This is a genomic window from Enterobacter sp. V89_11, from assembly GCF_029967775.1.
Lineage (GTDB): Bacteria > Pseudomonadota > Gammaproteobacteria > Enterobacterales > Enterobacteriaceae > Enterobacter > Enterobacter ludwigii.
In genome coordinates this window covers 130,304-154,521 of sequence record NZ_JASCAN010000006.1, presented here as the reverse complement: position 1 = coordinate 154,521, position 24,218 = coordinate 130,304, and the positions used below count along the sequence as shown (strand labels likewise).

Annotated in this window: 27 protein-coding genes; 19 read left to right on the top strand and 8 right to left on the bottom strand. The window is 52.7% G+C overall.

Annotated elements, in window-relative coordinates; translation table 11 throughout:
* Genes rfaF through QLG09_RS06675 form a run of 5 tightly spaced genes read left to right on the top strand, consistent with a single transcriptional unit; the run spans position 1 to position 5,189 of the window.
* Entirely contained in the window at positions 1–1,047 is a 1,047-nt protein-coding gene (gene rfaF, locus QLG09_RS06695; RefSeq protein WP_020882677.1) for an ADP-heptose--LPS heptosyltransferase RfaF, read from the top strand.
* Between the two features lie 3 nt (positions 1,048–1,050).
* Entirely contained in the window at positions 1,051–2,034 is a 984-nt protein-coding gene (gene rfaC / locus QLG09_RS06690; RefSeq protein ID WP_032679328.1) for a lipopolysaccharide heptosyltransferase RfaC, read from the top strand.
* 3 nt (positions 2,035–2,037) lie between these two features.
* Positions 2,038–3,132 carry a glycosyltransferase family 9 protein gene (locus tag QLG09_RS06685; protein WP_049023113.1) on the top strand — a complete coding sequence of 365 codons (1,095 nt, stop codon included), beginning with the start codon at positions 2,038–2,040 and terminating at the stop codon, positions 3,130–3,132.
* Position 3,133: 1 nt separating this feature from the next.
* Complete coding sequence (locus QLG09_RS06680) at positions 3,134–4,039, top strand: sugar glycosyltransferase (protein ID WP_049023112.1); 906 nt, start codon at positions 3,134–3,136, stop codon at positions 4,037–4,039.
* Positions 4,026–5,189 (top strand): O-antigen ligase family protein, encoded by a 1,164-nt coding sequence (locus tag QLG09_RS06675; protein ID WP_073397563.1) that lies wholly within the window; start codon positions 4,026–4,028, stop codon positions 5,187–5,189. The genes QLG09_RS06680 and QLG09_RS06675 overlap by 14 nt, the downstream gene beginning before the upstream one ends.
* A gap of 14 nt (positions 5,190–5,203) precedes the next feature.
* Here QLG09_RS06675 and QLG09_RS06670 read toward each other — a convergent pair whose 3' ends face one another.
* On the bottom strand, positions 5,204–6,166 hold the full coding sequence (locus tag QLG09_RS06670) for a polysaccharide deacetylase family protein (RefSeq protein ID WP_025206458.1): 963 nt from the start codon (positions 6,164–6,166) through the stop codon (positions 5,204–5,206).
* Between the two features lie 150 nt (positions 6,167–6,316).
* Here QLG09_RS06670 and rfaQ point away from each other — a divergent pair, with 150 nt between their 5' ends.
* The 7 genes from rfaQ (at position 6,317) to coaD (ending at position 13,208) form a co-directional block, all read left to right on the top strand.
* Positions 6,317–7,384, top strand: coding sequence for a putative lipopolysaccharide heptosyltransferase III (rfaQ, locus tag QLG09_RS06665; RefSeq protein WP_073970974.1), 1,068 nt, complete (start codon positions 6,317–6,319; stop codon positions 7,382–7,384).
* Positions 7,384–8,511 carry a glycosyltransferase family 4 protein gene (locus tag QLG09_RS06660; protein ID WP_282488786.1) on the top strand — a complete coding sequence of 376 codons (1,128 nt, stop codon included), beginning with the start codon at positions 7,384–7,386 and terminating at the stop codon, positions 8,509–8,511. The genes rfaQ and QLG09_RS06660 overlap by 1 nt, the downstream gene beginning before the upstream one ends.
* Before the next feature lie 2 nt (positions 8,512–8,513).
* Positions 8,514–9,611: a glycosyltransferase gene (locus QLG09_RS06655; protein ID WP_032679322.1), complete on the top strand. Its 1,098-nt coding sequence runs from the start codon at positions 8,514–8,516 to the stop codon at positions 9,609–9,611.
* Positions 9,612–9,625: 14 nt separating this feature from the next.
* Complete coding sequence (locus tag QLG09_RS06650; RefSeq protein WP_020882686.1) at positions 9,626–10,615, top strand: glycosyltransferase; 990 nt, start codon at positions 9,626–9,628, stop codon at positions 10,613–10,615.
* A gap of 65 nt (positions 10,616–10,680) precedes the next feature.
* Entirely contained in the window at positions 10,681–11,955 is a 1,275-nt protein-coding gene (waaA, locus tag QLG09_RS06645) for a lipid IV(A) 3-deoxy-D-manno-octulosonic acid transferase (RefSeq protein ID WP_014168058.1), read from the top strand.
* A complete protein-coding gene (locus tag QLG09_RS06640; protein ID WP_032679320.1) occupies positions 11,955–12,725 on the top strand; it encodes a glycosyltransferase family 2 protein in 771 nt (256 codons plus the stop codon). Before waaA ends, QLG09_RS06640 begins: the two co-directional genes overlap by 1 nt.
* A gap of 3 nt (positions 12,726–12,728) precedes the next feature.
* Positions 12,729–13,208 carry a pantetheine-phosphate adenylyltransferase gene (coaD, locus tag QLG09_RS06635; RefSeq protein ID WP_014168056.1) on the top strand — a complete coding sequence of 160 codons (480 nt, stop codon included), beginning with the start codon at positions 12,729–12,731 and terminating at the stop codon, positions 13,206–13,208.
* Positions 13,209–13,210: 2 nt separating this feature from the next.
* Here the strand turns inward: coaD and mutM are convergent, their stop codons facing one another.
* From mutM to radC, 4 genes are all read right to left on the bottom strand, one after another.
* A complete protein-coding gene (gene mutM, locus QLG09_RS06630; RefSeq protein WP_049023110.1) occupies positions 13,211–14,020 on the bottom strand; it encodes a bifunctional DNA-formamidopyrimidine glycosylase/DNA-(apurinic or apyrimidinic site) lyase in 810 nt (269 codons plus the stop codon).
* A gap of 74 nt (positions 14,021–14,094) precedes the next feature.
* Positions 14,095–14,262 (bottom strand): 50S ribosomal protein L33, encoded by a 168-nt coding sequence (gene rpmG / locus QLG09_RS06625; RefSeq protein ID WP_003024094.1) that lies wholly within the window; start codon positions 14,260–14,262, stop codon positions 14,095–14,097.
* Between the two features lie 22 nt (positions 14,263–14,284).
* Positions 14,285–14,521 (bottom strand): 50S ribosomal protein L28, encoded by a 237-nt coding sequence (rpmB, locus tag QLG09_RS06620; protein WP_002436699.1) that lies wholly within the window; start codon positions 14,519–14,521, stop codon positions 14,285–14,287.
* A gap of 217 nt (positions 14,522–14,738) precedes the next feature.
* The gene (gene radC, locus QLG09_RS06615; RefSeq protein ID WP_020882690.1) at positions 14,739–15,404 is read right to left on the bottom strand and encodes a DNA repair protein RadC; all 666 of its coding nucleotides are present in this window, start codon (positions 15,402–15,404) and stop codon (positions 14,739–14,741) included.
* Between the two features lie 172 nt (positions 15,405–15,576).
* On the opposite strand from radC, the gene coaBC reads away from it, so the two are divergent.
* From coaBC to slmA, 3 genes are all read left to right on the top strand, one after another.
* The gene (gene coaBC, locus QLG09_RS06610) at positions 15,577–16,788 is read left to right on the top strand and encodes a bifunctional phosphopantothenoylcysteine decarboxylase/phosphopantothenate--cysteine ligase CoaBC (RefSeq protein ID WP_152691344.1); all 1,212 of its coding nucleotides are present in this window, start codon (positions 15,577–15,579) and stop codon (positions 16,786–16,788) included.
* Entirely contained in the window at positions 16,766–17,224 is a 459-nt protein-coding gene (dut, locus tag QLG09_RS06605) for a dUTP diphosphatase (protein WP_014168052.1), read from the top strand. Before coaBC ends, dut begins: the two co-directional genes overlap by 23 nt.
* A 120-nt stretch (positions 17,225–17,344) precedes the next feature.
* Entirely contained in the window at positions 17,345–17,941 is a 597-nt protein-coding gene (gene slmA / locus QLG09_RS06600; protein ID WP_020882692.1) for a nucleoid occlusion factor SlmA, read from the top strand.
* Positions 17,942–17,980: 39 nt separating this feature from the next.
* Here the strand turns inward: slmA and pyrE are convergent, their stop codons facing one another.
* Both pyrE and rph read right to left on the bottom strand, forming a co-directional pair.
* Positions 17,981–18,622 carry an orotate phosphoribosyltransferase gene (gene pyrE, locus QLG09_RS06595; RefSeq protein WP_014168048.1) on the bottom strand — a complete coding sequence of 214 codons (642 nt, stop codon included), beginning with the start codon at positions 18,620–18,622 and terminating at the stop codon, positions 17,981–17,983.
* Positions 18,623–18,690: 68 nt separating this feature from the next.
* The gene (rph, locus tag QLG09_RS06590) at positions 18,691–19,407 is read right to left on the bottom strand and encodes a ribonuclease PH (protein ID WP_013094888.1); all 717 of its coding nucleotides are present in this window, start codon (positions 19,405–19,407) and stop codon (positions 18,691–18,693) included.
* Positions 19,408–19,532: 125 nt separating this feature from the next.
* Between rph and QLG09_RS06585 the strand changes: the two genes are divergently transcribed.
* Both QLG09_RS06585 and QLG09_RS06580 read left to right on the top strand, forming a co-directional pair.
* Positions 19,533–20,396, top strand: a complete 864-nt coding sequence (locus QLG09_RS06585) for a YicC/YloC family endoribonuclease (RefSeq protein ID WP_020882693.1) — start codon at positions 19,533–19,535, stop codon at positions 20,394–20,396.
* A gap of 251 nt (positions 20,397–20,647) precedes the next feature.
* Positions 20,648–21,265: a trimeric intracellular cation channel family protein gene (locus QLG09_RS06580; protein ID WP_049023108.1), complete on the top strand. Its 618-nt coding sequence runs from the start codon at positions 20,648–20,650 to the stop codon at positions 21,263–21,265.
* 68 nt (positions 21,266–21,333) lie between these two features.
* Here the strand turns inward: QLG09_RS06580 and ligB are convergent, their stop codons facing one another.
* Entirely contained in the window at positions 21,334–23,004 is a 1,671-nt protein-coding gene (gene ligB / locus QLG09_RS06575) for an NAD-dependent DNA ligase LigB (RefSeq protein ID WP_049023107.1), read from the bottom strand.
* 251 nt (positions 23,005–23,255) lie between these two features.
* On the opposite strand from ligB, the gene gmk reads away from it, so the two are divergent.
* Both gmk and rpoZ read left to right on the top strand, forming a co-directional pair.
* Entirely contained in the window at positions 23,256–23,879 is a 624-nt protein-coding gene (gene gmk / locus QLG09_RS06570) for a guanylate kinase (protein WP_014168044.1), read from the top strand.
* Between the two features lie 54 nt (positions 23,880–23,933).
* Positions 23,934–24,209, top strand: a complete 276-nt coding sequence (gene rpoZ, locus QLG09_RS06565; protein ID WP_000135058.1) for a DNA-directed RNA polymerase subunit omega — start codon at positions 23,934–23,936, stop codon at positions 24,207–24,209.
* The last annotated feature ends 9 nt before the right edge of the window (positions 24,210–24,218 follow it).

Genomic DNA, 24,218 nt, shown 5'->3' with positions numbered 1-24,218 from the left:
ATGAAAATTCTGGTGATCGGCCCGTCATGGGTGGGCGACATGATGATGTCGCAAAGTCTCTATCGCACGCTCAAGGCGCGTTATCCCCAGGCGATAATTGACGTGATGGCACCTGCCTGGTGCCGTCCGTTGTTATCGCGTATGCCGGAAGTTAACGAGGCGATCCCAATGCCGCTCGGCCACGGCGCGCTGGAAATTGGTGAACGTCGCAAGCTCGGCCATAGCCTGCGCGAAAAGCGCTATGACCGCGCCTATGTCTTGCCTAACTCCTTTAAATCCGCCCTGGTACCCTTCTTTGCGGGCGTCCCCCATCGCACCGGCTGGCGTGGAGAAATGCGCTACGGTCTGCTGAACGACGCGCGCGTGCTTGATAAAGACGCCTGGCCACTTATGGTCGAGCGCTACGTCGCGCTGGCCTATGACAAAGGCGTGATGCGCAGCGCAAAAGATCTGCCGCAACCGCTGCTCTGGCCCCAGCTCCAGGTCAACGACGGTGAGAAATCCCACACCTGCAACGCGTTTGGAATTTCATCAGAACGCCCCATGATCGGTTTCTGCCCGGGAGCAGAGTTCGGCCCGGCAAAACGCTGGCCGCATTATCATTACGCTGAGCTGGCAAAACAGCTGATCGATGAAGGTAATCAGGTCGTGTTGTTTGGCTCGGCGAAAGACCACGAGGCGGGTAACGAAATTCTGGCTTCGTTGAATACAGAACAGCAGGCATGGTGCCGTAATCTGGCAGGGGAAACCCAGCTGGAACAGGCGGTAGTTTTACTTGCCGCCTGTAAAGCCGTCGTCACCAACGACTCAGGCCTGATGCACGTCGCCGCTGCGCTCAACCGGCCGCTGGTTGCTCTGTATGGCCCCAGCAGCCCTGACTTTACGCCACCGCTTTCTCATAAAGCGCGCGTCATACGTCTGATCAGCGGTTATCACAAGGTGCGAAAAGGCGATGCGGCTGAAGGCTATCACCAGAGCCTGATCGACATCACGCCCGAGCGTGTCCTTGAAGAGCTCAACGAGCTGCTGTTGAGTGAAGAAGGATAACGGATGCGGGTATTGATCGTTAAAACCTCTTCCATGGGCGATGTCCTGCATACTCTGCCGTCGCTCACCGACGCCATGCAGGCCATTCCCGGCATTCGTTTTGACTGGGTGGTGGAGGAGGGCTTCGCACAGATCCCCACCTGGCATGAAGCAGTAGACCGCGTGATCCCGGTTGCTATCCGCCGCTGGCGTAAAGCGTGGTTCTCAGCACCGATTAAGGCTGAACGTCAAGCCTTCCGTGATGCGGTGCAAGCGCAGCGTTACGATGCCATCATTGACGCACAGGGTCTGGTCAAAAGCGCCGCGCTGGTCACGCGTCTGGCGCACGGCGTAAAGCACGGTATGGACTGGCAAACCGCCCGCGAGCCGCTGGCGAGCCTGTTCTATAATCGCCGCCACCATATCGCGAAACAGCAGCACGCCGTGGAGCGCACCCGCGAGCTGTTTGCGAAAAGCCTCGGCTATGCAAAACCAGACACGCAGGGTGATTACGCTATTGCGCAGCATTTTTTGCGCGATGCGAAGACGCACACGCCGCCCTATCTGGTCTTTCTGCATGCCACAACGCGCGATGATAAGCACTGGCCAGAATCACACTGGCGAAGACTCATTGAGCTAATGCAACCGACCGGCATCCATATTAAACTCCCGTGGGGCGCAGAACACGAAAGGCAACGCGCAGAGCGTTTGGCCGCGGGTTTTTCAAATGTGGAAGTGTTACCTAAACTCACGCTGGCTCAGGTTGCCGCGCAACTGGCAGGCGCCAATGCCGTCGTATCCGTGGATACCGGATTAAGCCATTTAACCGCAGCGCTGGACCGCCCCAATATCACCCTTTTCGGTCCGACCGACCCGGGGCTGATCGGGGGGTACGGTAAAAACCAGCATCAAATGGTCAGTCCGACGCAGCAGATGAGAGACATTACCGCAGATGCGATTTTTTCGTTTTTACAGGGCAGCCATCGGCTTTCTAACAGGGATATTTAACCCATGAGTTATGTATTTCTGCTGATTTTACTTTTTCCGGTGAAACTCATCCGGAAGCTGTTTCGCAAAGACACGGGCAGAAACCTTGTCATTCAGACAGCCAAAATCGGTGACTTTATCAATGCAACGCCTCTACTGGCGTATCTGCAAAAAAGCGATGTGCTGATCAGCCGCAGCGTTAACGCATTGGCTCAGCATGACGACAGTATCGAAGAGATCTTTTTTGTGGAGCAGCAAAAGCGCAACCTGTGGCGTAAGCTCTGCTTCGCCTGCCGGATCATGAATCGCTACGACAATGTCTATCTGCTGCAGCCCAACAGTGTGAATCTCTTTTTCGCCTCAGCCTGTAATGCACAAAACAAACAATTTTTAAGCACTTATACGCGCAGATGGTATCACGGAATTTTTTATGCCACGGCTGATGGTACCGTTGAGCATGCCAAAAAGACGCTGTCCGTCACTAACTATCTCAAGCTCGCCGATCGCGCGCTCACCTGGCAGGACTCACCCAAGCACGCCACAAAGCCCCTGTTCAAGCCTGCGGTTTACCCGCAAATTCTCGATAAACCCGGGGTTATCCGAATTGGTATCAGCATTTCTGCAGGCAATAAAGCAAAGACGGTTCCCCCGGTTATCTGGAAGCGTATTGTCGATCACCTTGCCGACCTGCCCTGCGAGTTTTATGTTTTTGGTGCACCGAACGAACAGCCGTGGATGGATGACATCACCCGCGCTTACGGTGAAATTCCCAATTTTATCAACCTCATTGGAAAAATATCGCTCGAAGAGCTCCCGTGGGCGATATCCAAAATGGATTGTTATATTGCGTCAGATTCAGGGAATATCTACATTGCCGATGCGGTGGGCGTCCCGGTGGTGTTGCTGTTTGGCCCTTGCTGCCATTATGAACAACGTCCGCTTGGCAAGGTATTGCTGATTGGGAATGATGAAAATATAAACTCTTACGTCTTTGAAACGCGTTACTACTTCAGCCAGCCGAAAGAAGAGCTCTTTGAGGTGACAGACGAAGATTTGGCGAGAATCAGTCATTTGTTGTCTACTGTTGCGCATAAAAATAGTGAAATCGAGAAGGCTTAAGATGGGCTCTCTGACTAAGCAGTTTTACCGTTATACCCATAAAAGAAACATGCGTCACAATGAAAATTTGTGGCCGTATGTGAAGATTGCGCGAAATGAAAGCGGCGAGATTTCTGATTTTGTCTATCGTGGTCAGCCCGTTCAACTTACAGCCCTTACTTCTCTCAAAAATGCATTTAGCGGAGAAGTGTTAATTACCGCCACTGGCCCCTCAGTCAAAAAAATAGATTTTTCAACATTACCCGTAGATGTCATTCGTACGGGGGTAAATGGGGCATGGCATCTTCATAACCAGCTTAATTTTAGCCATTACTTTATTGTTGACATGACTTTTATTGACCGGCAAACAGCGTTGTTAAAGCGTATCGTAGCCAATAAAAATTTGCTTCTGTTTACAACGGCTATGGGGGTGGTTAAGCTTATTGACCGTTTTTCATACGAAAATATCCACTGCCAGATAGCCATAATCGAAGATATTTGCTACGAAACGTATAAACCCTCAATCAAACGCGAAGCGCTTTTTGATACCCTCAAGGATCGTCCTGGGATCGTTTTTTCTGAAAATACGCCAAATAGCGCTTTTAGCCTCGATATTTGTCAGGGTATCGTTGATGCCGGTACAGTGGTTTACTGGGCATTGCAGGTCTTATATTACATGGGGTTCTCAAAAATCTATATTGCTGGACTGGATATGACACACTTCTCTCAACCGCGATTTTATGAGAAAGCCGAAACCATGCTGCCTTCGTTTCTGGAAGATAAAGTACAGGATATTGTTCTTCCTGCACTCTCTCTTGCAAGTAAGATTTTTGCTTCTGCAAACAAAGAGGTGATTAATCTTTCCCCTCAAAGTGCTATACCTTCTTCTGTTTTTGTCAGAAAGGATTTTACGGATGTTTTTAAATAGACTGCCGCGTATTACATTTTACCCTTTTGTAGCATTTATGTTTTTAAGCATGATATTCTGTGGGGTGTCTAAGGTAAATATTCTTTTCCACGTTTCCCTGGCCCTTTTTCTTATCACCATAATGATGGTAAAAAGCGCCAGAGAGCGGTTTATACATGACAAAGAATTTCTTCCAGCACTTGGGCTACTAACCCTATTTGTCCTTTATTTTTCACTCTCGAACCTTTGGGCCGAGACATCACACTTAAGTTCTGCTCTTACCCATTCATTTTACATCCTTATTTTCTTCTGCCTGTACCGGCAATGTGAGCTTGAAAACAAGAAGAAATACCTGATTGGTTCAGCTTATTTTGGAATTGTTACACTGACTTTACTGACATTAGTCTATGTTAATAAAACACATCTACTTATCGGACGCCTAAGACTTGCTTTTCCCTATGCACCCGACAACGTCATTGACCTGGGCGGATATATGGCATTGGGGATTATTTTAAGTGCGATTCTCGTGCGAGAAACCCGCAGCCTTTGGTATTATGTTCCGGTTCCGTTGTTGTTGAGTGGCTTATTACTGACGCAAAGCCGTGGACCATTATTGGCGTTAATGATAGCAACAGCTGTCGTATTCTGTATTAAACCAAAATGGAACAAGAAATTTGTGTTCTTGTCCCTGGCCACTCTGCTTATACTGGGCATTACACTTTATTACAGCGGCTTTTACGACCTGCTTATAAAGCGGTTTGAAGATTCTAACCAGGCTGGCTCCGTTCGTTTTGGCATCTGGCAGCATGCTTTTGAAGTAACAAAAGAAAGATTAGTATTTGGCTGGGGATTTAATAAAGATCTGTCATTCATTAATGGTTATAAACAGCATGTGACGACTACACACAGCCTCTACTTCGGTGCCTTTCTTAAGGGCGGAATCGTAGGGCTAACGCTGTTTTTAGCGATGATTGCCTACGCATTCAGGCAATGCCTGAGACACCTTGCTGTAGACCACAAAGCCGAGGTTGCGGTACTGATTTTCGCTCTCGTATTTTATTCCACTCAGGGGATGTTCGTTATCAGTAATCCGCGCGAATACTGGGTGTTATTCTGGATACCATTAGCCATCATATTTAGTACACCCGTGAAAAAAACCGTTCAGAGATAATCTTTAGGCGCCGGTTAACCGGCGCTTCTTTTACTCCGATAAAACTCCGCCAGCGTCATCCCCACCGTCTTGTCCGACAGCCATGTAAACAACTGTTCCAAATCCTGGTACAACCCTTCAATGGCCGCATCATCTTTGAACGTAGGACTTCCGCCGGGCATAAATTCTGAAGAATGGAGCATAAACTCCACATAATCATTGCCCTGCGACAAGCACTGTTGTGCGACCTTAATCATCTCAGACGCATTTCCACCGGACGGACGCAGCCAGTTAACTGACGGGGAACGGTATTTCCCACGCAGCCGATCGTAGCCCTGTTTAACGGTGTTTAGCCAGGCCGGGTGTTTATACTGAATACTCATCGGCACTTCGAGCAAAGGGCTCTTTCCCGGGCGGGAAATATCCTCTGTATCGATAAAGTAGGCATGGTCAGGGAAATGCTGATAATTCGTTCCTCCGTGACCCTGCGGCGCCCCTTTGGCATTTCGCCAGTTCACCCGTGGGGTGACGGAACAGTCAACCTGATAACCCAGCTCTATCAGCAAGTTTGCGTAGCGACGATCAAACGCCCAACGCCCGGCACGGTGGCTCAGCATTTTGGTCTGGAAGGTCTCTTCCAGTAAGTGCGTCATAAAAAGCACTTTCTCGCGCATAATTTCATCTGAAAACTCAATCAGATAAGGTTGCCAGCGCCAGTCATCACCGGTGAGGTCATGTTCAGGTGGGCTGTTCCACGCATGAAGATGCATGCCAACCTCGCCCTGGCCGCGGGCAATCACATCTTTTGCGAACTCAATGAAAACCGGTTCGATCGCCATCTCATAGTTGGTCAGCCAGACCGGCTTAAAACCAAAACGCTCGCATAGCGCCTGAAATCGTGCCAGGTAGCGTGCGTTTTCCGTTTTGATAACACGGTGGTTTTGCCAGAGATTATCGCCTTCTGTATCAATGGTGATGATAAACGCTGGTTTTTTCATAATGAGTCCGTAAGACGTAAGAGTGAGGGCTATGTTACGCACTCTGCGAAGCAGGAGTAAACCCTTCCAGGGAAATTCCTGACATTATGGAGAAAGAGTGCAAGTCGCCATCAGGTCTATTAGAATTGCTGACAGTATACCGCTGATAAGATGATGATGATTAACCTACTCGACACGCCTGATTTACGTATTTTACTTATCAAACTTCGACATCATGGCGACATGTTACTCACAACTCCGGTCATTAATTCGTTACGTCAAAAATGGCCCACGGCGCAAATCGATGTTCTTCTTTATGAAGAGACACGCGATATGCTCGCCGCGCATCCGGCGATCGGCACCATCTACGGTATAGATCGTAAATGGAAGCAGCTCGGCACCCTGAAACATCTGCAAAAAGAGTGGCAGTTACTCTGTGCCTTAAGAGCGCAGCGTTATCATCTGGTGATAAACCTTGCCGATCAGTGGCGCAGCGCCATTGTCACCCGTTTCACCGGCGCGCCAGTACGCCTCGGGTTCGCGTTTAACAAGCGAAAAAACGCGTTCTGGCGTTTTTGCCATACCGATTTGGTTTCCGTCGCCAATCACCCGTCTCTCCATACCGTTGAGCAAAATCTTTCTATTCTTTCACCGTTGCCCGTCCCGACTCAGCCAGCCGTCACTATGGCCTATCGCGCAGAGGACTGGGATCGTGCGCGCCAGCTACTGACGCAACAGGGTGTGGCTGATAACTACGTGGTGATCCAGCCAACGTCACGCTGGTTCTTTAAGTGCTGGGACGAAGGCAAGATGGCGCAAACCATCACGGCACTCCAGAAGGATGGCCACACTGTGGTTCTCACCGCAGGCCCGGATAAAAAAGAGCTGGCGATGATAGACCGCATTCTCGCCGCGGCGCCAAAAACGGGCGTAGTCTCTCTGGCCGGTCAACTCACGTTGCGCCAGCTGGCATCACTTATCGATCATGCGCGCCTCTTTATTGGCGTCGATTCTGTTCCGATGCACATGGCCGCCGCGCTTCAGACGCCGTGCATTGCTCTCTTCGGCCCGTCAAAACGGGTGTTCTGGTCGCCATGGCAGGTCAACGGTGAAGTCATCTGGGCTGGCGATTTTGGCCCACTTCCCGACCCGGACGCCATTGATACCAAAACAACTGAACGCTATCTCGACGCCATTCCCGTTGATGTCGTGGTCTCCGCCGCCAGGAGATACCTGTAATGAAACACCATCGTTTAGCGATTGTTCGCCAAAAATACCGACCTGATGGCGGGGCGGAACGCTTCGTTTCCCGGGCACTTACCGCACTGAGCAACCAAAACCTGGAGCTCAACGTCATCACGCGTGAGTGGCAGGGGGAGAAGCAGGACGACTGGCATATCCATATTTGCGACCCGCGTAAATGGGGCCGAATCAGTCGCGAACGCGGGTTTGCACATGCCGCGCGTGCGCTGTGGGAACAGCAGCAGTTTGACATTGTGCAGAGCCACGAGCGTATTCCTGGCTGCGATATTTACCGCGCAGGGGATGGCGTGCACCGGCGTTGGCTGCTGCAGCGTGCGCGCATTCTACCTGCCTGGCGTGCACAACTTTTGATGCACGATCGCTACCATCGCTACGTCATGCTCGCTGAACGTGAAATGTATCAGGCTCCTGAATTGAAAGCCGTTATCTGCAATGCGGAGATGATCAAACGCGAAATCATCGAAGACTTTGATATTGACGCAAAAAAGATACATGTGATTTATAATTCAATAGATTCCAGCCGCTTCGTTCCGGCAACCGAAGGACTGCGCGCTGCACTGCGTCAGCAGCTCGGATTGCCTGTCGATGCCGTGGTGTTGTGTTTCGTCGGGTCAGGTTTTGAACGTAAGGGACTGGCCAGCGCTATCCGCGCTATTGCGGGCACACCCGCGTGGCTGATTGTGGTTGGACAGGATAAAGCAGAAAGTCGTTACCGTGACCTCGCCCGTTCATTGGGCTGTGAGGGGCAAATTCGCTTCCTGGGGATGCAAAAAGAGACACTGCCATTTTACCAGGTATCCGATGGATTACTGCTGCCAACGCTGTATGATCCTTTTCCAAACGTCATTCTTGAAGCGATGGCCTGCGGTTTGCCCGTCATTACTTCAGTGAGTTGCGGTGGTGCAGAGTTTATTGAGCAAGGTCAGAATGGCTTTTACTGTGATGCACTTGATATCAGCAGATTGAAGGAGGCAGTCATGACCCTTCCATCTTTGGATAAGAATAACGATATGGGGCGGGCAGCGCGTGAGCGCGTAAAAGAAGCGACCCCAGAAAAATTATCAAGTCAGCTTATTTCGCTTTATCAAAAATTACTGGATTAAAAATGCGCATCCTAATGATTATTGATGGTTTGCCCGGTGGAGGAGCCGAAAAAACGGTTCTCACCCTCTCCAGCGGATTGATAGAAATGGGGCATCAGGTCTCCCTTTTCTCCCTGCGAAAGGTGTGCGACTACGCCATCCCGGCAGGCATTGATTATCAGGTCATTCAGGATACGTGTAAAAAGCCCTGGAGAAAGCTCACCGAGATCCCGCGCCGGGCGCAGCTGCTGGACAATGCCATTGAACAGGCTGAGCGCAGCGGGAAGTTCGACGTCATATTCTCGCACCTGCATAAAACCGATCGTATTGTGGCGCACAGTCGTGCGCTGGATCGCGATAAGGTCTGGTTCTGCGTGCATGGCATGTTCTCATTCTCCTACCTGCGTCATCGCCACGGCCTTTCACGCTGGTTTAAGCATTACAAAATTCGTCATACCTACGAAAACCGAAACGTTGTCGCCGTCTCCGCCGCCGTGCTGAAAGATCTCTCAGAGACGCTGTCCATCGACCTTCGTCGCAAAGCGGTTATCCATAATCCCTTTGATATTCCTGAAATCCAGCGTCTGGCGGATGCGCCTTTTGAGATGCAGGGGCAGGATTACATTATTCACGTGGGTCGTTTTCATGAACATAAACGCCACGACCGCCTTCTGCGTGCCTATGCGCAGAGCAAAATAGACGCATCGCTGGTGATGATGGGCAACGGTTCTGACACCAAAATTCAACAGCTTAAACAGTTAGCGAAAGAACTCGGGATCGAAGACAAGGTTATTTTCCGCCCCTTCGAGTCCAACCCTTATCCGTGGATTAAAGGCGCACGGCTTTTAGTGTTAAGTTCTGACTGTGAAGGTTTTGGTAACGTACTGGTAGAATCCATCATCTGCCAGACGCCGCCTGTCAGTACGAACTGTCCTGGCGGGCCCGCTGAAATCCTCACGGGTACGTTGGCGCGCGGGCTGTCGGAGATGAATGACGAATCACTGGCGAAAACACTGGCCGATCTCTATACCTCCCCGCCTGTCGTTGATAGCGCAACGATCGCGTCGTTCGGGATAAATGCCATTTGCCAGCAATATGTTGCGTTGGTAGACAATCAATAATAATCAGGTTTCTTATGCAAAATTCAGCGCCATTATTAAGCGTAGTGGTTGCCGTTTATAACGGCGAAGCTTTCCTGGATCAGTTCTTTACCTGCCTTGCGAATCAACAGATCGACAGTATGGAAGTCATCATCGTCAATGATGGCTCCACGGACAGTTCGATGCAGATAGTCGAAACCTGGCGTGAAAAACTGCCGCAAATGCAGGTTATTGAACAGGAAAATCAGGGTGTATCCATTGCGCGCAATACCGGTCTAGCCGTCGCTACCGGCCAATATCTCTCTTTCCCGGATATTGATGATGTCTTTAAGCCCGGCATGTATCAGCGCTTGCTTGATATGGCCGTCACGCAGAATCTGGATGTCGCCACCTGCAACGGAAACTACGTCTGGGAAAACAATAAGAAGCCTTCACGGCCGATTTTCCCGGAAGACAAGCTGGCCTCGACAGGCGTCATGACCGGTGCGGCCTGGTTAAAAAAAGCGCTCGACTCACGCAAGTTTCTGCATGTGACCTGGCTGAATATCTATCGCCATGACTTTATTCGTCAGAACGGTTTTCGTTTTGAGCCCGGCCTGCGCCATCAGGATATCCCGTGGACTACCGAAGTCTTGCTCGCAGCTGACCGCGTGCAGTACACCAGTGAACGTTTTTACGACTATTACATTCACTCCGCATCGGTTTCCCATATGCCGGACAATGATGACACGCTGATTCGCTCGGCGCGCCATTACATGAAAATTCTGCAGATGCTGGATGCCATCAACCAGCGTTACCCGGAAAAAGTGAAAGATATCCCCGCCTGCCACTGGCAAATCGCCAAAGAGGGGCTTGGGATCATTCATACCTTCGACAATATGAAGGATGTGCAGAAGAAGTCGATGATAATAAAAGAGTTCTTCGACACGGGTATCTGGAGGCTTATCTGGAAAAGTGCCAAAAGCCCCCGTTTGCGCTGGCGCCTGGGCCGACGCTACTTCCGTTTAAAACGGTATCTGGCATAAGAGATAGCTTTACCCGGCTTAAATGCTTAGAATTTCCCCGCCGAAACTAAAAAACGGATAATCGCTTGGAATTGTTGTATACCGCCCTGCTCTACATCATCCAGCCACTAGTGTGGCTGCGACTGTTGCTTCGTAGCCGTAAAGCGCCTGCGTATCGTAAACGCTGGGCTGAACGCTATGGTTACTGCCGCAATAAAGTCGTGCCGGACGGTATTTTGCTGCATTCCGTTTCTGTTGGCGAAACGCTGGCGGCGATCCCGCTGGTTCGCGCCCTTCGTCACCGCTATCCGTCACTGCCGATCACGGTCACGACCATGACGCCGACGGGATCTGAACGCGCATTATCGGCGTTCGGTAAAGACGTTCAACACGTCTATTTGCCTTATGACCTGCCTTGCGCCATGAACCGCTTCCTGAATACCGTTCGCCCGAAACTGGTGATCGTCATGGAAACCGAGCTGTGGCCAAATATGATTTCCGCCCTGCATGCCCGTAAAATTCCGCTGGTGATTGCCAACGCGCGCCTTTCAGAGCGCTCGGCGAAAGGTTACGGCAAGTTAGGTAAATTTATGCGCCGCCTGCTCAGCCGAATTACGCTGATTGCCGCGCAGAACGAAGAAGACGCGGCGCGCTTTCTCGCTCTGGGCCTGAAACGCAACCAGCTTGCGGTGACGGGTAGCCTGAAGTTCGATATCTCCGTCACGCCTGAACTCGCCGCCCGTGCGATTACGCTACGTCGCCAGTGGGCACCGCGCCGCCAGGTATGGATTGCAACCAGCACCCATGACGGCGAAGAAGCCATTATCCTGCAGGCCCATCGTAAGCTGCTGGAAAAATTCCCCGATTTGCTGCTGATTCTGGTCCCCCGTCACCCCGAACGTTTTAAAGATGCGCGTGAGATGGTGCAGAAAGGCGGCTTCAGCTTTACCCTGCGCAGCAGCGGTGAGATCCCCTCCGGCAGCACTCAGGTTGTGATTGGCGATACAATGGGTGAGCTGATGCTGCTTTACGGCATTGCCGATCTGGCTTTTGTCGGCGGCAGCCTTGTGGAGCGCGGCGGCCATAATCCGCTTGAGCCGGCCGCACACGCCATTCCGGTGCTGATGGGCCCACACACGTTTAACTTCAAAGATATCTGCGCTAAATTGCAGCAAGCCGACGGGTTAATTACCGTGACCGACGCGGACTCGGTGGTCAAAGAGGTCTCAACCCTTCTGACCGACGAAGACTACCGCCTCTGGTATGGTCGCCATGCTGTCGAAGTGCTGCATCAGAACCAGGGCGCACTCACTCGTCTGCTGCAACTTCTGCAACCTTATCTGCCTCAGCGGAGCCACTAATGTCAACGCGTCTGTCGGTCGTGATGATCGCCAAAAACGCCGCCGACCTGCTTCCGGACTGCCTGGCCTCCGTCGCCTGGGCTGACGAAATTGTCCTTCTCGACTCCGGCAGCGAGGACAACACGGTGGATGTCGCCCGTGCCGCGGGTGCAAAGGTCTTTATCGATACCGACTGGCAAGGCTACGGCATCCAGCGACAGCGCGCGCAGCGCTATGCTACTGGCGATTACGTGCTGATGCTGGACACTGACGAGCGCATTACACCAGAGCTCCGCCAGGCCATTCAGGCGGTGCTGGCAGCACCTCAGCCTGGCGCGGTATACAGCATTGCACGTCGCAACTATTTTCTTGGCCGCTTTATGCGCCACAGCGGCTGGTATCCAGACCGCGTAATGCGCCTCTACGAGCGTGAGCGATATCAGTACAACGATAATCTGGTCCATGAATCCCTGGCATGCGACAGCGCCCCCGTCATTCCTCTGACGGGCGATCTGCTGCATCTGACCTGCCGGGATTTCGCCAGCTTCCAGCGCAAACAGCTTAACTATGCCACCGCATGGGCACAGGAGCGCCACCTGCGCGGCAAGAAGGCCACGCTGACCGGTATTTTCACCCACACGCTGGGGGCATTTCTGAAAACACTGCTGCTGCGAGGCGGCGTGCTGGACGGTAAACAGGGGTGGTTACTGGCGGTGGTGAATGCCCAGTATACTTTCAACAAATACACCGAGCTGTGGGCGCTTTGCCGCGGCTACTCAGAGAAAACGTGAGCCATGAGCACAAAAGCGATTTATCCGGGTACCTTTGATCCCATCACCAACGGTCATCTTGACATCATCACCCGTGCGGCATGCATGTTTGATAAGGTGATTCTGGCGATCGCCGCCAGCCCCAGTAAGAAACCCATGTTCGACCTCAATGAGCGCGTTGCCCTTGCCACTGACGCTATCTCACATCTGCCAAACGTCGAGGTGGTGGGCTTCAGCGATCTGATGGCCAACTTCGCCCGTGCCCGGCAGGCTAACATTTTGATCCGCGGGTTACGCGCGGTGGCTGACTTCGAATACGAAATGCAGCTGGCGCACATGAACCGCCACCTGATGCCAGAGCTGGAGAGCGTGTTCCTGATGCCCTCAAAAGAGTGGTCGTTTATCTCTTCTTCGCTGGTCAAAGAGGTGGCGCGTCATCACGGTGACGTGACCCATTTCCTGCCGGCTAACGTCCATCAGGCGTTGATGGAAAAATTAAAGTAGCCCTATTTCTGGCACTGACGGCAATAGAACGTGGCGCGCTGGGCGTGCTTCGTTGCAATAATCGGTGTCCCACAGACTCTGCACGGCTCACCCTTACGGCCATATACCTGAAGCTCCTGAGCAAAATAGCCGGGTTTACCGTCGCTCTGCAGGAAGTCCTTCAGGGTGGTCCCCCCTTGCTCAATAGAACGCAACAGCACCGCTTTAATCACCCGGACCAGCAGTTCACACTCCAGGGATGACAGCGACGAGGCCAGCCGATCGGGATGGATCCCGGCGGCAAACAGCGATTCGCTGGCATAAATATTCCCTACTCCCACCACCAGCTTATTGTCCATCAGCCACGGTTTGATCGGGGTTTTCTTCTTTGCACACTTCGTTTTCAGGTATTCCGCGTTAAACGCCTCAGAAAGCGGCTCTGGCCCCAGATGCGCCAGAACGCTGTGTTCTTCAAGCTCTTTGGTCCACAGCCATGCGCCAAAGCGTCGTGGGTCGGTGTAACGCAGCACTTTACCGTTGCTCATCACCAGATCGACATGGTCATGCTTTTCCGCGGGCAGTTCTTCGGTAAGGATGCGCAGACTACCAGACATACCGAGATGGATGATAATCCAGCCGTCGGGCAGCTCCAGCAGCAGATATTTGGCGCGACGCTGGACGCTGAGAATCGGTTTATCGCTTAACGCATGGATTTCATCGGACACCGGCCAACGCAGGCGACCGTTGCGAACGATAGCATGAAGAATAGTCGCGCCGACCAGATGCGGCTCAATACCGCGGCGGCTGGTCTCTACCTCAGGTAATTCAGGCATGGTTCCTCCGGAGTAAGATGCAGAATGCAAAAAACCCCGCAGTTGCGGGGTTTTTCAATACAAGGAGGCTAAAATTATTTGATTTTAGCTTCTTTGTACAGTACGTGCTGGCGTACAACTGGATCGAATTTTTTCAGTTCCAGTTTTTCCGGCTTAGTACGTTTGTTCTTCGTGGTGGTGTAGAAGTGACCTGTACCAGCAGAAGAAACCAGCTTGATTTTCTCGCGAATACCTTTAGCCATGATTTATTTCCTCTTTAAGTACTTAGTACTTTTCGCCACGGGCACGCAGTTCGGACAGAACTGTATCAATGCCTTTCTTATCGATTACACGCATACCTTTAGCAGATACGCGCAGGGTGACAAAACGCTTCTCGCTCTCAACCCAGAAACGGTGAGAGTGCAGGTTCGGCAGGAAACGGCGTTTAGTCGCGTTCAGTGCGTGGGAACGGTTGTTACCGGTCACCGGACGCTTGCCAGTAACTTGGCAGACTCGGGACATGTCTATTCTCCAAAAATCAAATTAGCTCGAGCTTCGTATGGGGTATCGGCGCCTCGTCAGGCTTTACAGCCCGGTCATCGCATAGTTCTATTGAACTCTCGATTGCCAGGCCCAAATGCCAAACCCGAGATTCTCAAAGGTGGCGTAGTATACGCTGACTCGGCGGTGTGCTCAAGTCCCGAACAGACAAAGATCCCGATGGATCGCGAGAAATAGCCTAAATCCAGCCATGTTCTGCAAAAGAAATGTACTCGCCGCGACCAATTATCAGATGGTCGAGCACACGAATGTCCATGAATTGGCAGCATTTGATAATGCGTTCGGTCATCTCTTTGTCAGCTCTGCTTGGTTCTGCACAGCCAGAGGGGTGATTATGCGCGAGTATCACGCCGGCTGCATTCACTTTTATCGCTTCCCGCACAATTTCTCGCGGATGAACCTCAACGTGGCTCAGTGTTCCGGAAAAGAGACGGCTATGTTTTAGTACCCGGTTCCTGTTATCAAGAAAGATCACCATAAAGATCTCACGTTCCAGATCTGATAGCTGGCTCTGGAGAAATACGCGTGTCATATCCGGGGTGAGTATGGGATCTTCCTCTTCCATACGGACGTCGTAAAAACGGCGGGCCAGTTCAGCAATCCCCCTCAGTTGGGCGAACTTCGCCACGCCAATTCCTTCGACGTGCCTGAATTCCGTCAGATCTGCCGTCAATAAGCCATACAGCGAACCAAAATGGTCGATGAGCTCTTTTGCCAGCGTAAATACCGTTTTGCCGGGCGTTCCGGTGCGTAAAAAGAGTGCCAGCAACTCGTCGTCCTTTAACAACGTGACGCCATAGCGCAGCATTTTTTCACGCGGTAGCAGCAGTTCAGTCTCTTCCATGCCTGTCTCCTTCGATTTGCCATCATGCTGCCACAGCCACCCCCGGCGCTCGACGCCCACTTTTCATTCCTGCGTAACGCCTCGCAAACTGGCCGAAGGACAAAATCACCCCCTTTTTGGGATTGTGATAAAATGCCCGCTCTCTGGTGAAACCCAACAGGAAAGAATCATGATGAGCCTGGCCGGTAAAAAAATCGTTCTTGGCGTGAGCGGCGGTATTGCTGCCTATAAAGCGCCGGAGCTGGTGCGTCGTTTGCGCGAGCGCGGGGCGGATGTGCGGGTCGCGATAACGGAAGGCGGCAAAGCCTTTATCACGCCTCTGAGCCTGCAGGCCGTTTCAGGGTACCCCGTCTCTGACAGCCTCCTTGATCCGGCCGCCGAAGCCGCGATGGGCCATATTGAGCTGGGAAAATGGGCAGACCTGGTTATCCTTGCCCCCGCCACAGCAGATTTAATTGCCCGCGTAGCAGCCGGCATGGCAAACGATCTGGTCTCGACCATTTGCCTGGCCACGCCCGCACCTGTTGCCATCGTCCCCGCGATGAACCAGCAGATGTACCGCAACGCCGCCACCCAACATAATCTGACGACGCTGGCCTCACGCGGCCTGCTCATCTGGGGGCCGGACAGCGGTAGCCAGGCGTGTGGTGATGTGGGTCCTGGTCGTATGCTTGACCCGCTGACCATCGTTGAGCTGGCCGCCGGCCATTTTTCGCCTGTCAACGATCTGCAACATCTCAACATCATGATTACCGCGGGTCCAACGCGCGAGCCGCTGGACCCGGTGCGTTACATTACCAACCATAGCTCCGGTAAAATGGGCTTTGCCATTGCTGCCGCGGCGGCAAAACGCGGTGCAAAGGTCACGCTGGTGAGCGGCCCGGTCTCGTTACCGACACCGCCATTTGTGCAGCGTATTGATGTCACCACCGCCCTGGAGATGGACGCCGCCGTACAGGCGCATGCGCAGAACCAGCAGATTTTTATCGGCTGTGCGGCTGTTGCAGATTACCGTGCCGAAACCATTTCCGGGTCAAAAATTAAAAAGCAAGGCGATGAATTAACACTAAAAATGGTGAAAAATCCGGACATTGTTGCGGGTGTCGCCGCACTGAAAAGCCATCGTCCTTACGTTGTTGGGTTTGCCGCAGAAACAAATAATGTGGAAGAATATGCCCGGCAAAAACGTACCCGCAAAAACCTCGATTTGATTTGCGCGAACGACGTATCGCTGGCCACGCAAGGATTTAACAGCGACAGCAACGCACTGCACCTTTTCTGGCAGGATGGAGATAAAGTCTTACCGCTTGAGCGCAAGGAACTCCTGGGCCAACAATTACTGGACGAGATCGTTACCCGTTATGATGAAAAAAATCGACGTTAAGATTCTGGACCCGCGTGTTGGTAAGCAATTTGCGCTGCCAACCTATGCCACCTCCGGCTCTGCCGGTCTTGACCTGCGCGCCTGTCTCGATGACGCCGTAGAGCTGGCTCCGGGTGCAACCACCCTGATCCCAACCGGCCTGGCAATCCACATTGCTGACCCGTCGCTGGCAGCGGTGATCCTGCCGCGTTCTGGTCTGGGTCATAAGCATGGAGTGGTACTGGGTAACCTGGTCGGCCTGATCGACTCTGACTACCAGGGTCAACTGATGGTTTCCGTCTGGAACCGTGGTCAGGACAGCTTCACCATTGAACCGGGCGAGCGTATAGCACAGATGGTCTTTGTACCGGTGGTACAGGCAGAATTTAACCTGGTGGAAGACTTTGACGCCACCGACCGTGGCGAAGGCGGCTTCGGCCATTCCGGGCGCAAATAACCGCCCGACCGACACGTATCTCACAGCGCCATAATGCAATAACAAACCGCAAACGTCAGTTTGCGGTCGCTGTGTGGATGCCAGCCTGGCAAGTGCTTATTTTCAGGGGTATTTTGTAACATGGCAGAAAAACAAACCGCGAAAAGGAACCGTCGCGAAGAAATACTTCAATCTCTGGCGCTGATGCTTGAATCCAGCGATGGTAGTCAACGCATCACCACCGCAAAACTGGCCGCCTCCGTGGGCGTGTCTGAAGCGGCGTTGTATCGTCATTTTCCGAGCAAAACCCGGATGTTTGACAGTCTGATCGAATTTATCGAAGACAGTCTGATCACTCGCATCAACCTGATTCTAAAAGACGAAAAAGACACGACTGCGCGTTTGCGTCTGATTGTGCAGCTCATTCTGGGCTTTGGTGAGCGCAATCCGGGCTTAACCCGTATCCTGACTGGCCACGCGCTGATGTTCGAGCAGGACCGATTGCAGGGCCGTATTAACCAGCTCTTCGAGCGTATTGAAGCACAACTGCGCCAGGTACTGCGCGAGAAAAAAATGCGTGAGGGTGAAGGTTACAGCACCGATGAAACGCTGCTGGCAAGTCAGATCCTGTCGTTTTGCGAAGGCATGCTCTCCCGCTTTGTTCGCAGCGAGTTTAAATACCGTCCAACGGACGATTTTGACGCCCGTTGGCCGTTAGTGGCGGCACAACTGCAATAATCTTCAGGCCCGGTAAGCAGAACGCCACCGGGCTTGATATTACACGCCGAAAGCTTCGCGATACCCACGTACCGCAGCCAGATGATCCGCCATCTCAGGCTTCTCTTCCAGATACGCAATCAGGTCTTTCAGGGTGATGATCGACGTCACTTTACAGCCATAATCGCGCTCAACTTCCTGAATAGCAGAGATTTCGCCACGCCCGCGTTCCTGACGATCCAAAGAGATCAGCACGCCAGCAAGCGTAGCGCCGTTGGCCTGAATAATCTCCATCGATTCGCGAATAGCGGTACCGGCGGTGATCACATCGTCCACCAGCATCACGCGACCCTGCAGCGCGCTGCCTACCAGATTACCGCCTTCACCGTGGGTTTTAGCCTCTTTACGGTTAAAGCAGTACGGTACGTCGCGGTCGTGGTGTTCCGCCAGCGCAACCGCAGTGGTAGTGGCAATCGGAATGCCTTTATAGGCTGGGCCAAACAGCAGGTCAAAATCAATGCCGGAGTCCACCAGCGCTTCGGCATAGAAACGGCCTAACAATGCCAGATCGCGCCCGGTATTAAACAGTCCGGCGTTGAAGAAATAGGGGCTCTTACGCCCGGATTTCAGCGTAAACTCGCCAAATTTCAGGACCTGCTTGTTAAGCGCAAACTCAATAAACTCACGCTGCCAGGATTTCATGGGCTTACTCCTCCGACTTTTGCTTTTGTACGAACAAAAAAAAGGCGACTCATCAGTCGCCTTTAAAATCAATTTTCTAACGCCGCCTTCTGCGTCGTTACGATAGATTCAATTCCCCCTCGGGCCAACGCCAGCAAGGTAAGAAGTTCTTCATGGGTGAACGGCTCACCTTCTGCCGTGCCCTGCACCTCAATGATGCGACCGTCTTCAGTCATCACCACGTTCATGTCAGTCTCGGCAGCGGAATCTTCAACGTATTCCAGATCGCAAAGCGCTTCACCGTTAACGATACCCACGGAAACAGCCGCGACCATCCCTTTCATCGGATTCGTTTTCAGCTTACCGGCTGCAACCAGCTTATTCAGGGCATCAGCCAGCGCCACACATGCACCGGTAATCGACGCCGTACGCGTACCACCGTCTGCCTGAATGACGTCGCAGTCCAGAGTAATGGTAAATTCACCCAGTGTTTTCAGATCAACGGCGGCGCGCAGCGCACGTGCGATCAAACGCTGGATTTCCATGGTACGGCCGCCCTGCTTGCCTTTTGCCGCTTCGCGGGCGTTACGGGTATGGGTTGCACGCGGCAACATGCCATATTCCGCAGTGATCCAGCCCTGGCCCTGACCTTTCAGGAAGCGTGGAACGCCCTCTTCGATGGACGCGGTGCACAGCACTTTGGTGTCACCAAACTCAACCAGTACGGAGCCTTCTGCGTGTTTTGTATAGTTACGGGTCAGGGTGACGGGACGCACCTGATTGGCGCTACGACCTGCTGGACGCATGATGAAATCTCCGGCTTGAAACGAATGTGGCTGCGCATTATACGGATAAAGGACGCTTATTCCTATCCTGAGAAGCCCCCGAAAGCTATAATCCCCCCATCTCTCCTTTAAAAACGGGAATGTCTATGATCCGCAGTATGACCGCCTACGCCCGGCGTGAAATCAAGGGTAGCTGGGGTAGCGCTACATGGGAAATGCGCTCGGTAAACCAGCGCTACCTGGAAACGTATTTCCGTATGCCGGAGCAGTTCCGCAGCCTTGAACCTGTTGTACGCGAGCGTATCCGTGCTCGTCTGACGCGCGGTAAAGTGGAATGTAACCTGCGTTTTGAGCCTGATGCCAGCGCCCAGGGTGAGCTGATCCTCAACGAAAAACTGGCGAAACAGCTAGTCACTGCAGCGAACTGGGTCAAGATGCAAAGCGATGAAGGGGAAATCAACCCGGTCGATATTCTGCGCTGGCCTGGCGTCATGGCCGCCGGTGAGCAGGATCTGGACACGATTGCCGCTGAAATTCTCAGTGCCCTCGACAGCACGCTGGATGACTTTATCATTGCCCGCGAAACTGAAGGCCAGGCCCTCAAAGCGATGATTGAGCAGCGTCTGGAAGGCGTGACCACCGAAGTGGCTAAAGTCCGTACCCATATGCCTGCGGTCCTGCAATGGCAGCGTGAGCGCCTGGTGGCCAAACTGGAAGAAGCGGAAGTTCAGCTGGAAAATACCCGTCTGGAACAAGAACTGGTGCTGATGGCACAGCGCATTGACGTTGCCGAAGAGCTGGATCGTCTGGAAGCGCACGTTAAAGAGACTTACAACATCCTGAAGAAGAAAGAAGCCGTAGGGCGTCGTCTCGACTTTATGATGCAGGAGTTCAACCGCGAGTCGAACACCCTGGCCTCTAAGTCGATCAATGCTGAAGTGACCAACTCCGCCATTGAACTGAAAGTGCTGATTGAGCAGATGCGCGAGCAGATCCAGAATATCGAGTAACGCTTTATTCAAGCCGCTTTCTCATCATGGCCCCGTTCAGGGGCCATTTTTTTATCGGAACAGGCTATCGGCGGCAAACGCCTATAACATGAATAATTGTAATGTGAAAATTACCGTTTATCGCCATCACACCCAGCCAAACAACGTTCAGTCATTATCAAAATTAAGGATAATGCCCTCACACAAGAAAAACTAAATCGTGACAGACCGCACAAAACGCTACCCTGTTGCCCTCAATATCGGGGGAACACATGCTGCTACATATCCTTTATCTCGTCGGGATCACTGCCGAAGCCATGACCGGTGCACTCGCTGCCGGACGCCGTCGTATGGATACGTTTGGGGTCATCATTATTGCTACCGCCACCGCGCTGGGAGGCGGATCGGTACGCGATATCCTGCTGGGGCATTACCCTCTCGGCTGGGTTAAGCACCCCGAGTACATCATCATTGTGGCTGTCGCCGCAGTGCTGACCACTATCCTTGCTCCTGTAATGCCCCATCTTCGACGTCTGTTTTTAGTGCTTGATGCTCTGGGCCTGGTCGTGTTCTCCATCATCGGGGCACAAATTGCGCTGGATATGGGCGAAAGCCCGGTGATTGCCACTATTGCCGCAGTCGTGACGGGCGTATTTGGCGGCGTACTGCGCGATATGTTCTGCAAACGCATTCCTCTGGTCTTTCAAAAAGAGCTCTACGCTGGGATATCCTTTGCATCAGCCGTTCTGTATATCGCTTTACAGCATTATGTTTCCAGCCATGACGTCGTGGTCATCGCCACCTTGTTATTTGGCTTCACGGCTCGCTTGCTTGCGCTGCGCTTGAAACTGGGACTGCCCGTGTTTCATTACCCTCAGGACACCCACTGACTGGCCGCCATCTATTCTCCCCGATAAAGTGGCGGCATTTATCCGCGATAAGCGACAGCAAGCTCACGTCAGAATCCTTGCACTCCCTGCTTGCCGAGCCAGGCAACCAGGCCGGCAATGCCAGGATCATGAATAAACGCAACGAGCTGCCGGGCTTTCTCCTTTCCTGTGCCGGGAAGTGCCTGCCAGTCTGCTGCGTTACGCTCACGCATTTTCTGCCACGTCAGGTCTCCCATAGCGTTTAGCGAGGCCTGCGTCAGCGGAACACCCAATGCCATGATCCAACGAATAAAGGGGCGCTCACGTACCAGATTAAAGCGATGCCAGAGCGCCAGCCCGCGTGCTGCGGAAAACCCCGGGGTAGACTCCAGCTGCGCCTGCGTTAATGTCAGCCAAGAGAAGATATGTTCAAAATGATGCGCCTGATGCAGCGCCCGCCAGCCTGACTCACCGACTCCTTCAATATTCAGCACGTGCTTTGAACTGAGCCACTTCAGGCGGGCAAAGAACTGCTCCATACACGCCGGCGAGGCGTAAAAACAGCTCTGCGCATGATAATGCGAGGCCGGGGGTGTGAGCTTTTGTCTCTCTTCCCCCCGCCAGACCACCTTATCGAACCGCGGGATACCCTGCCCGGCCAGACTGACCTGTATCTGATCACCCGTCGCAATATCCAGCCTTTGCCAGCGTTCAACGGACCCAAGACTGACCCGTTGTACCTGCTTATCATCCAGCAGGACAGGGACCAGCGCCGCCACGACCGAGATTTTTCCCGTGCGCCCCACGGCAAAATAAATATCTCTTACTTCGGCAATCTGTGCGACCGGGGGGTATTTCCATGCGACGACCCAGCTGCCTTCTCCGGGCAACCAGTTTTCGCCGGGAGGAGCATCCGCGGACCGCACCACAATGCCGTCCGTGGCAAAGGGTAATGCCGTGTTGTGCCACGTCGAGCGCTGTTTCTCGACTGCATCAACAGACTGTACAGGCAGGGTATAACGGGCCGTCAGGGAAAAGCCGGCTTTAGATAACTCAGACAGCGCACTCGACATCACTTTCGGCCCATCCGGCCAGGCCCAGATAAATATCCCTGTCTGGCTCAGAAGCGGACTGTCCTTTTGCCGCATCATCGCGCCCGCCACTTTTGCCCGTGCGTTCATTCCCCCCATCTGTCGCTGAAGATGGTTGTCGCGTAACCAAAAAAGCTCTCCCTGTAAGACGCTGTTGGCCAGCGCACCGGTCACTTTTTTGGGCACTGCGGGAATTAAATACACTTGTGCAGTCCAGTCTTCACCTTTAAGCCCATCACCACGACTGATAGCCTGGGTTAACTTTCCGTCGCGATACACCAGCGTCACTGCCACCCCGTCGACTTTTGGCTGCATCCAGAGAGTGTCACGACCACGCATCCACTGGCGTAGCTCTTCTTTACTGGCCGCTTTATGCACTCCAGTATGGGCAACAGGATGTCTTACGCTCCCCGTTAGAACCGGTAAGGCCTCCTCAGAAGGTATATCGCCGAAGCAGCGCTGCCACTGCTTTAAACGGCCATTGAGCTGGTCATAGACGTCGTCATTCACCTCGCTCACGCCCTGCTTCCAGTAGGCATCATCCCAGCGTTTGACTTGCGCACTCAACGTCGCAATCTCTTTCTCTGCTTTTGCCTGAGACCACACGGGACACACCGCCGCACCATAGCCGCACCACAACAGCATTAATCCGCTCATCCATCGCCACATCGCCACCCCTCCTTTGCGTTGGTGGAGGTATAACCCGACGCGGAAAACCGTGCTAATGGCAATCTTTCACTCTGCGAGGCGTTGTCAGAGGTTTATTTTTATTGCTACAAAACAGCTGTAAAACCTGAAAACGGCGCGCAAAATTCAATAATGCAGGGGAAAAAGTGTGACAAAGGCTACGTCACACAGCGGCGACGTGTATAATAAGCCCGTATGTAGGACTTCTTCGTTAACACATACAAAAGACTCTCATGGCTCAAGGCACGCTTTATATTGTTTCTGCCCCTAGTGGCGCGGGTAAATCCAGCCTTATTCAGGCACTGTTAAAAACCCAACCGTTGTACGACACACAGGTTTCTGTTTCTCACACCACGCGTAAACCGCGTCCGGGTGAAGTGCACGGTGAACACTATTTCTTTGTTGATCACGATGAATTCAGAGCGATGATTGGCAGAGACGCGTTTCTTGAACACGCAGAAGTTTTCGGTAACTACTACGGCACTTCGCGTGAAACCATTGAGCAGGTTCTGGCCACGGGCGTAAATGTGTTCCTGGATATCGACTGGCAGGGCGCACAGCAGATTCGCAAGAAAATGCCTGATTCACGCAGTATCTTTATTTTACCGCCATCGAAAGATGAGCTGGATCGCCGACTGCGTGGCCGCGGTCAGGACAGCGAGGAAGTGATCGCCCGGCGTATGGAGCAGGCAGTTGCAGAAATGAGCCATTACGCGGAATATGATTACCTTATTGTGAATGATGATTTTGATGCCGCGCTGAGCGATCTCAAAACCATTCTTCGCGCAGAACGCTTGCGTATGAGCCGCCAGAAGCAGCGACATGACGCATTAATCACCAAACTGTTGGCAGACTGAACCCACTTTCAGTATCATGCCCAGTCATTTCTTCACCTGTGGAGCATTTTAAGTATGGCACGCGTAACTGTTCAGGACGCTGTAGAGAAAATTGGTAACCGTTTTGACCTGGTGCTGGTCGCCGCGCGTCGCGCTCGTCAGATGCAGGTAGGCGGTAAAGATCCGCTGGTACCGGAAGAAAACGATAAAACTACCGTTATTGCACTTCGCGAAATCGAAGAAGGTCTGATCAACAATCAGATCCTCGACGTACGTGAGCGCCAGGAGCAGCAAGAGCAGGAAGCCGCAGAACTGCAGGCCGTAACCGCCATTGCTGAAGGTCGTCGTTAATTAAACCTG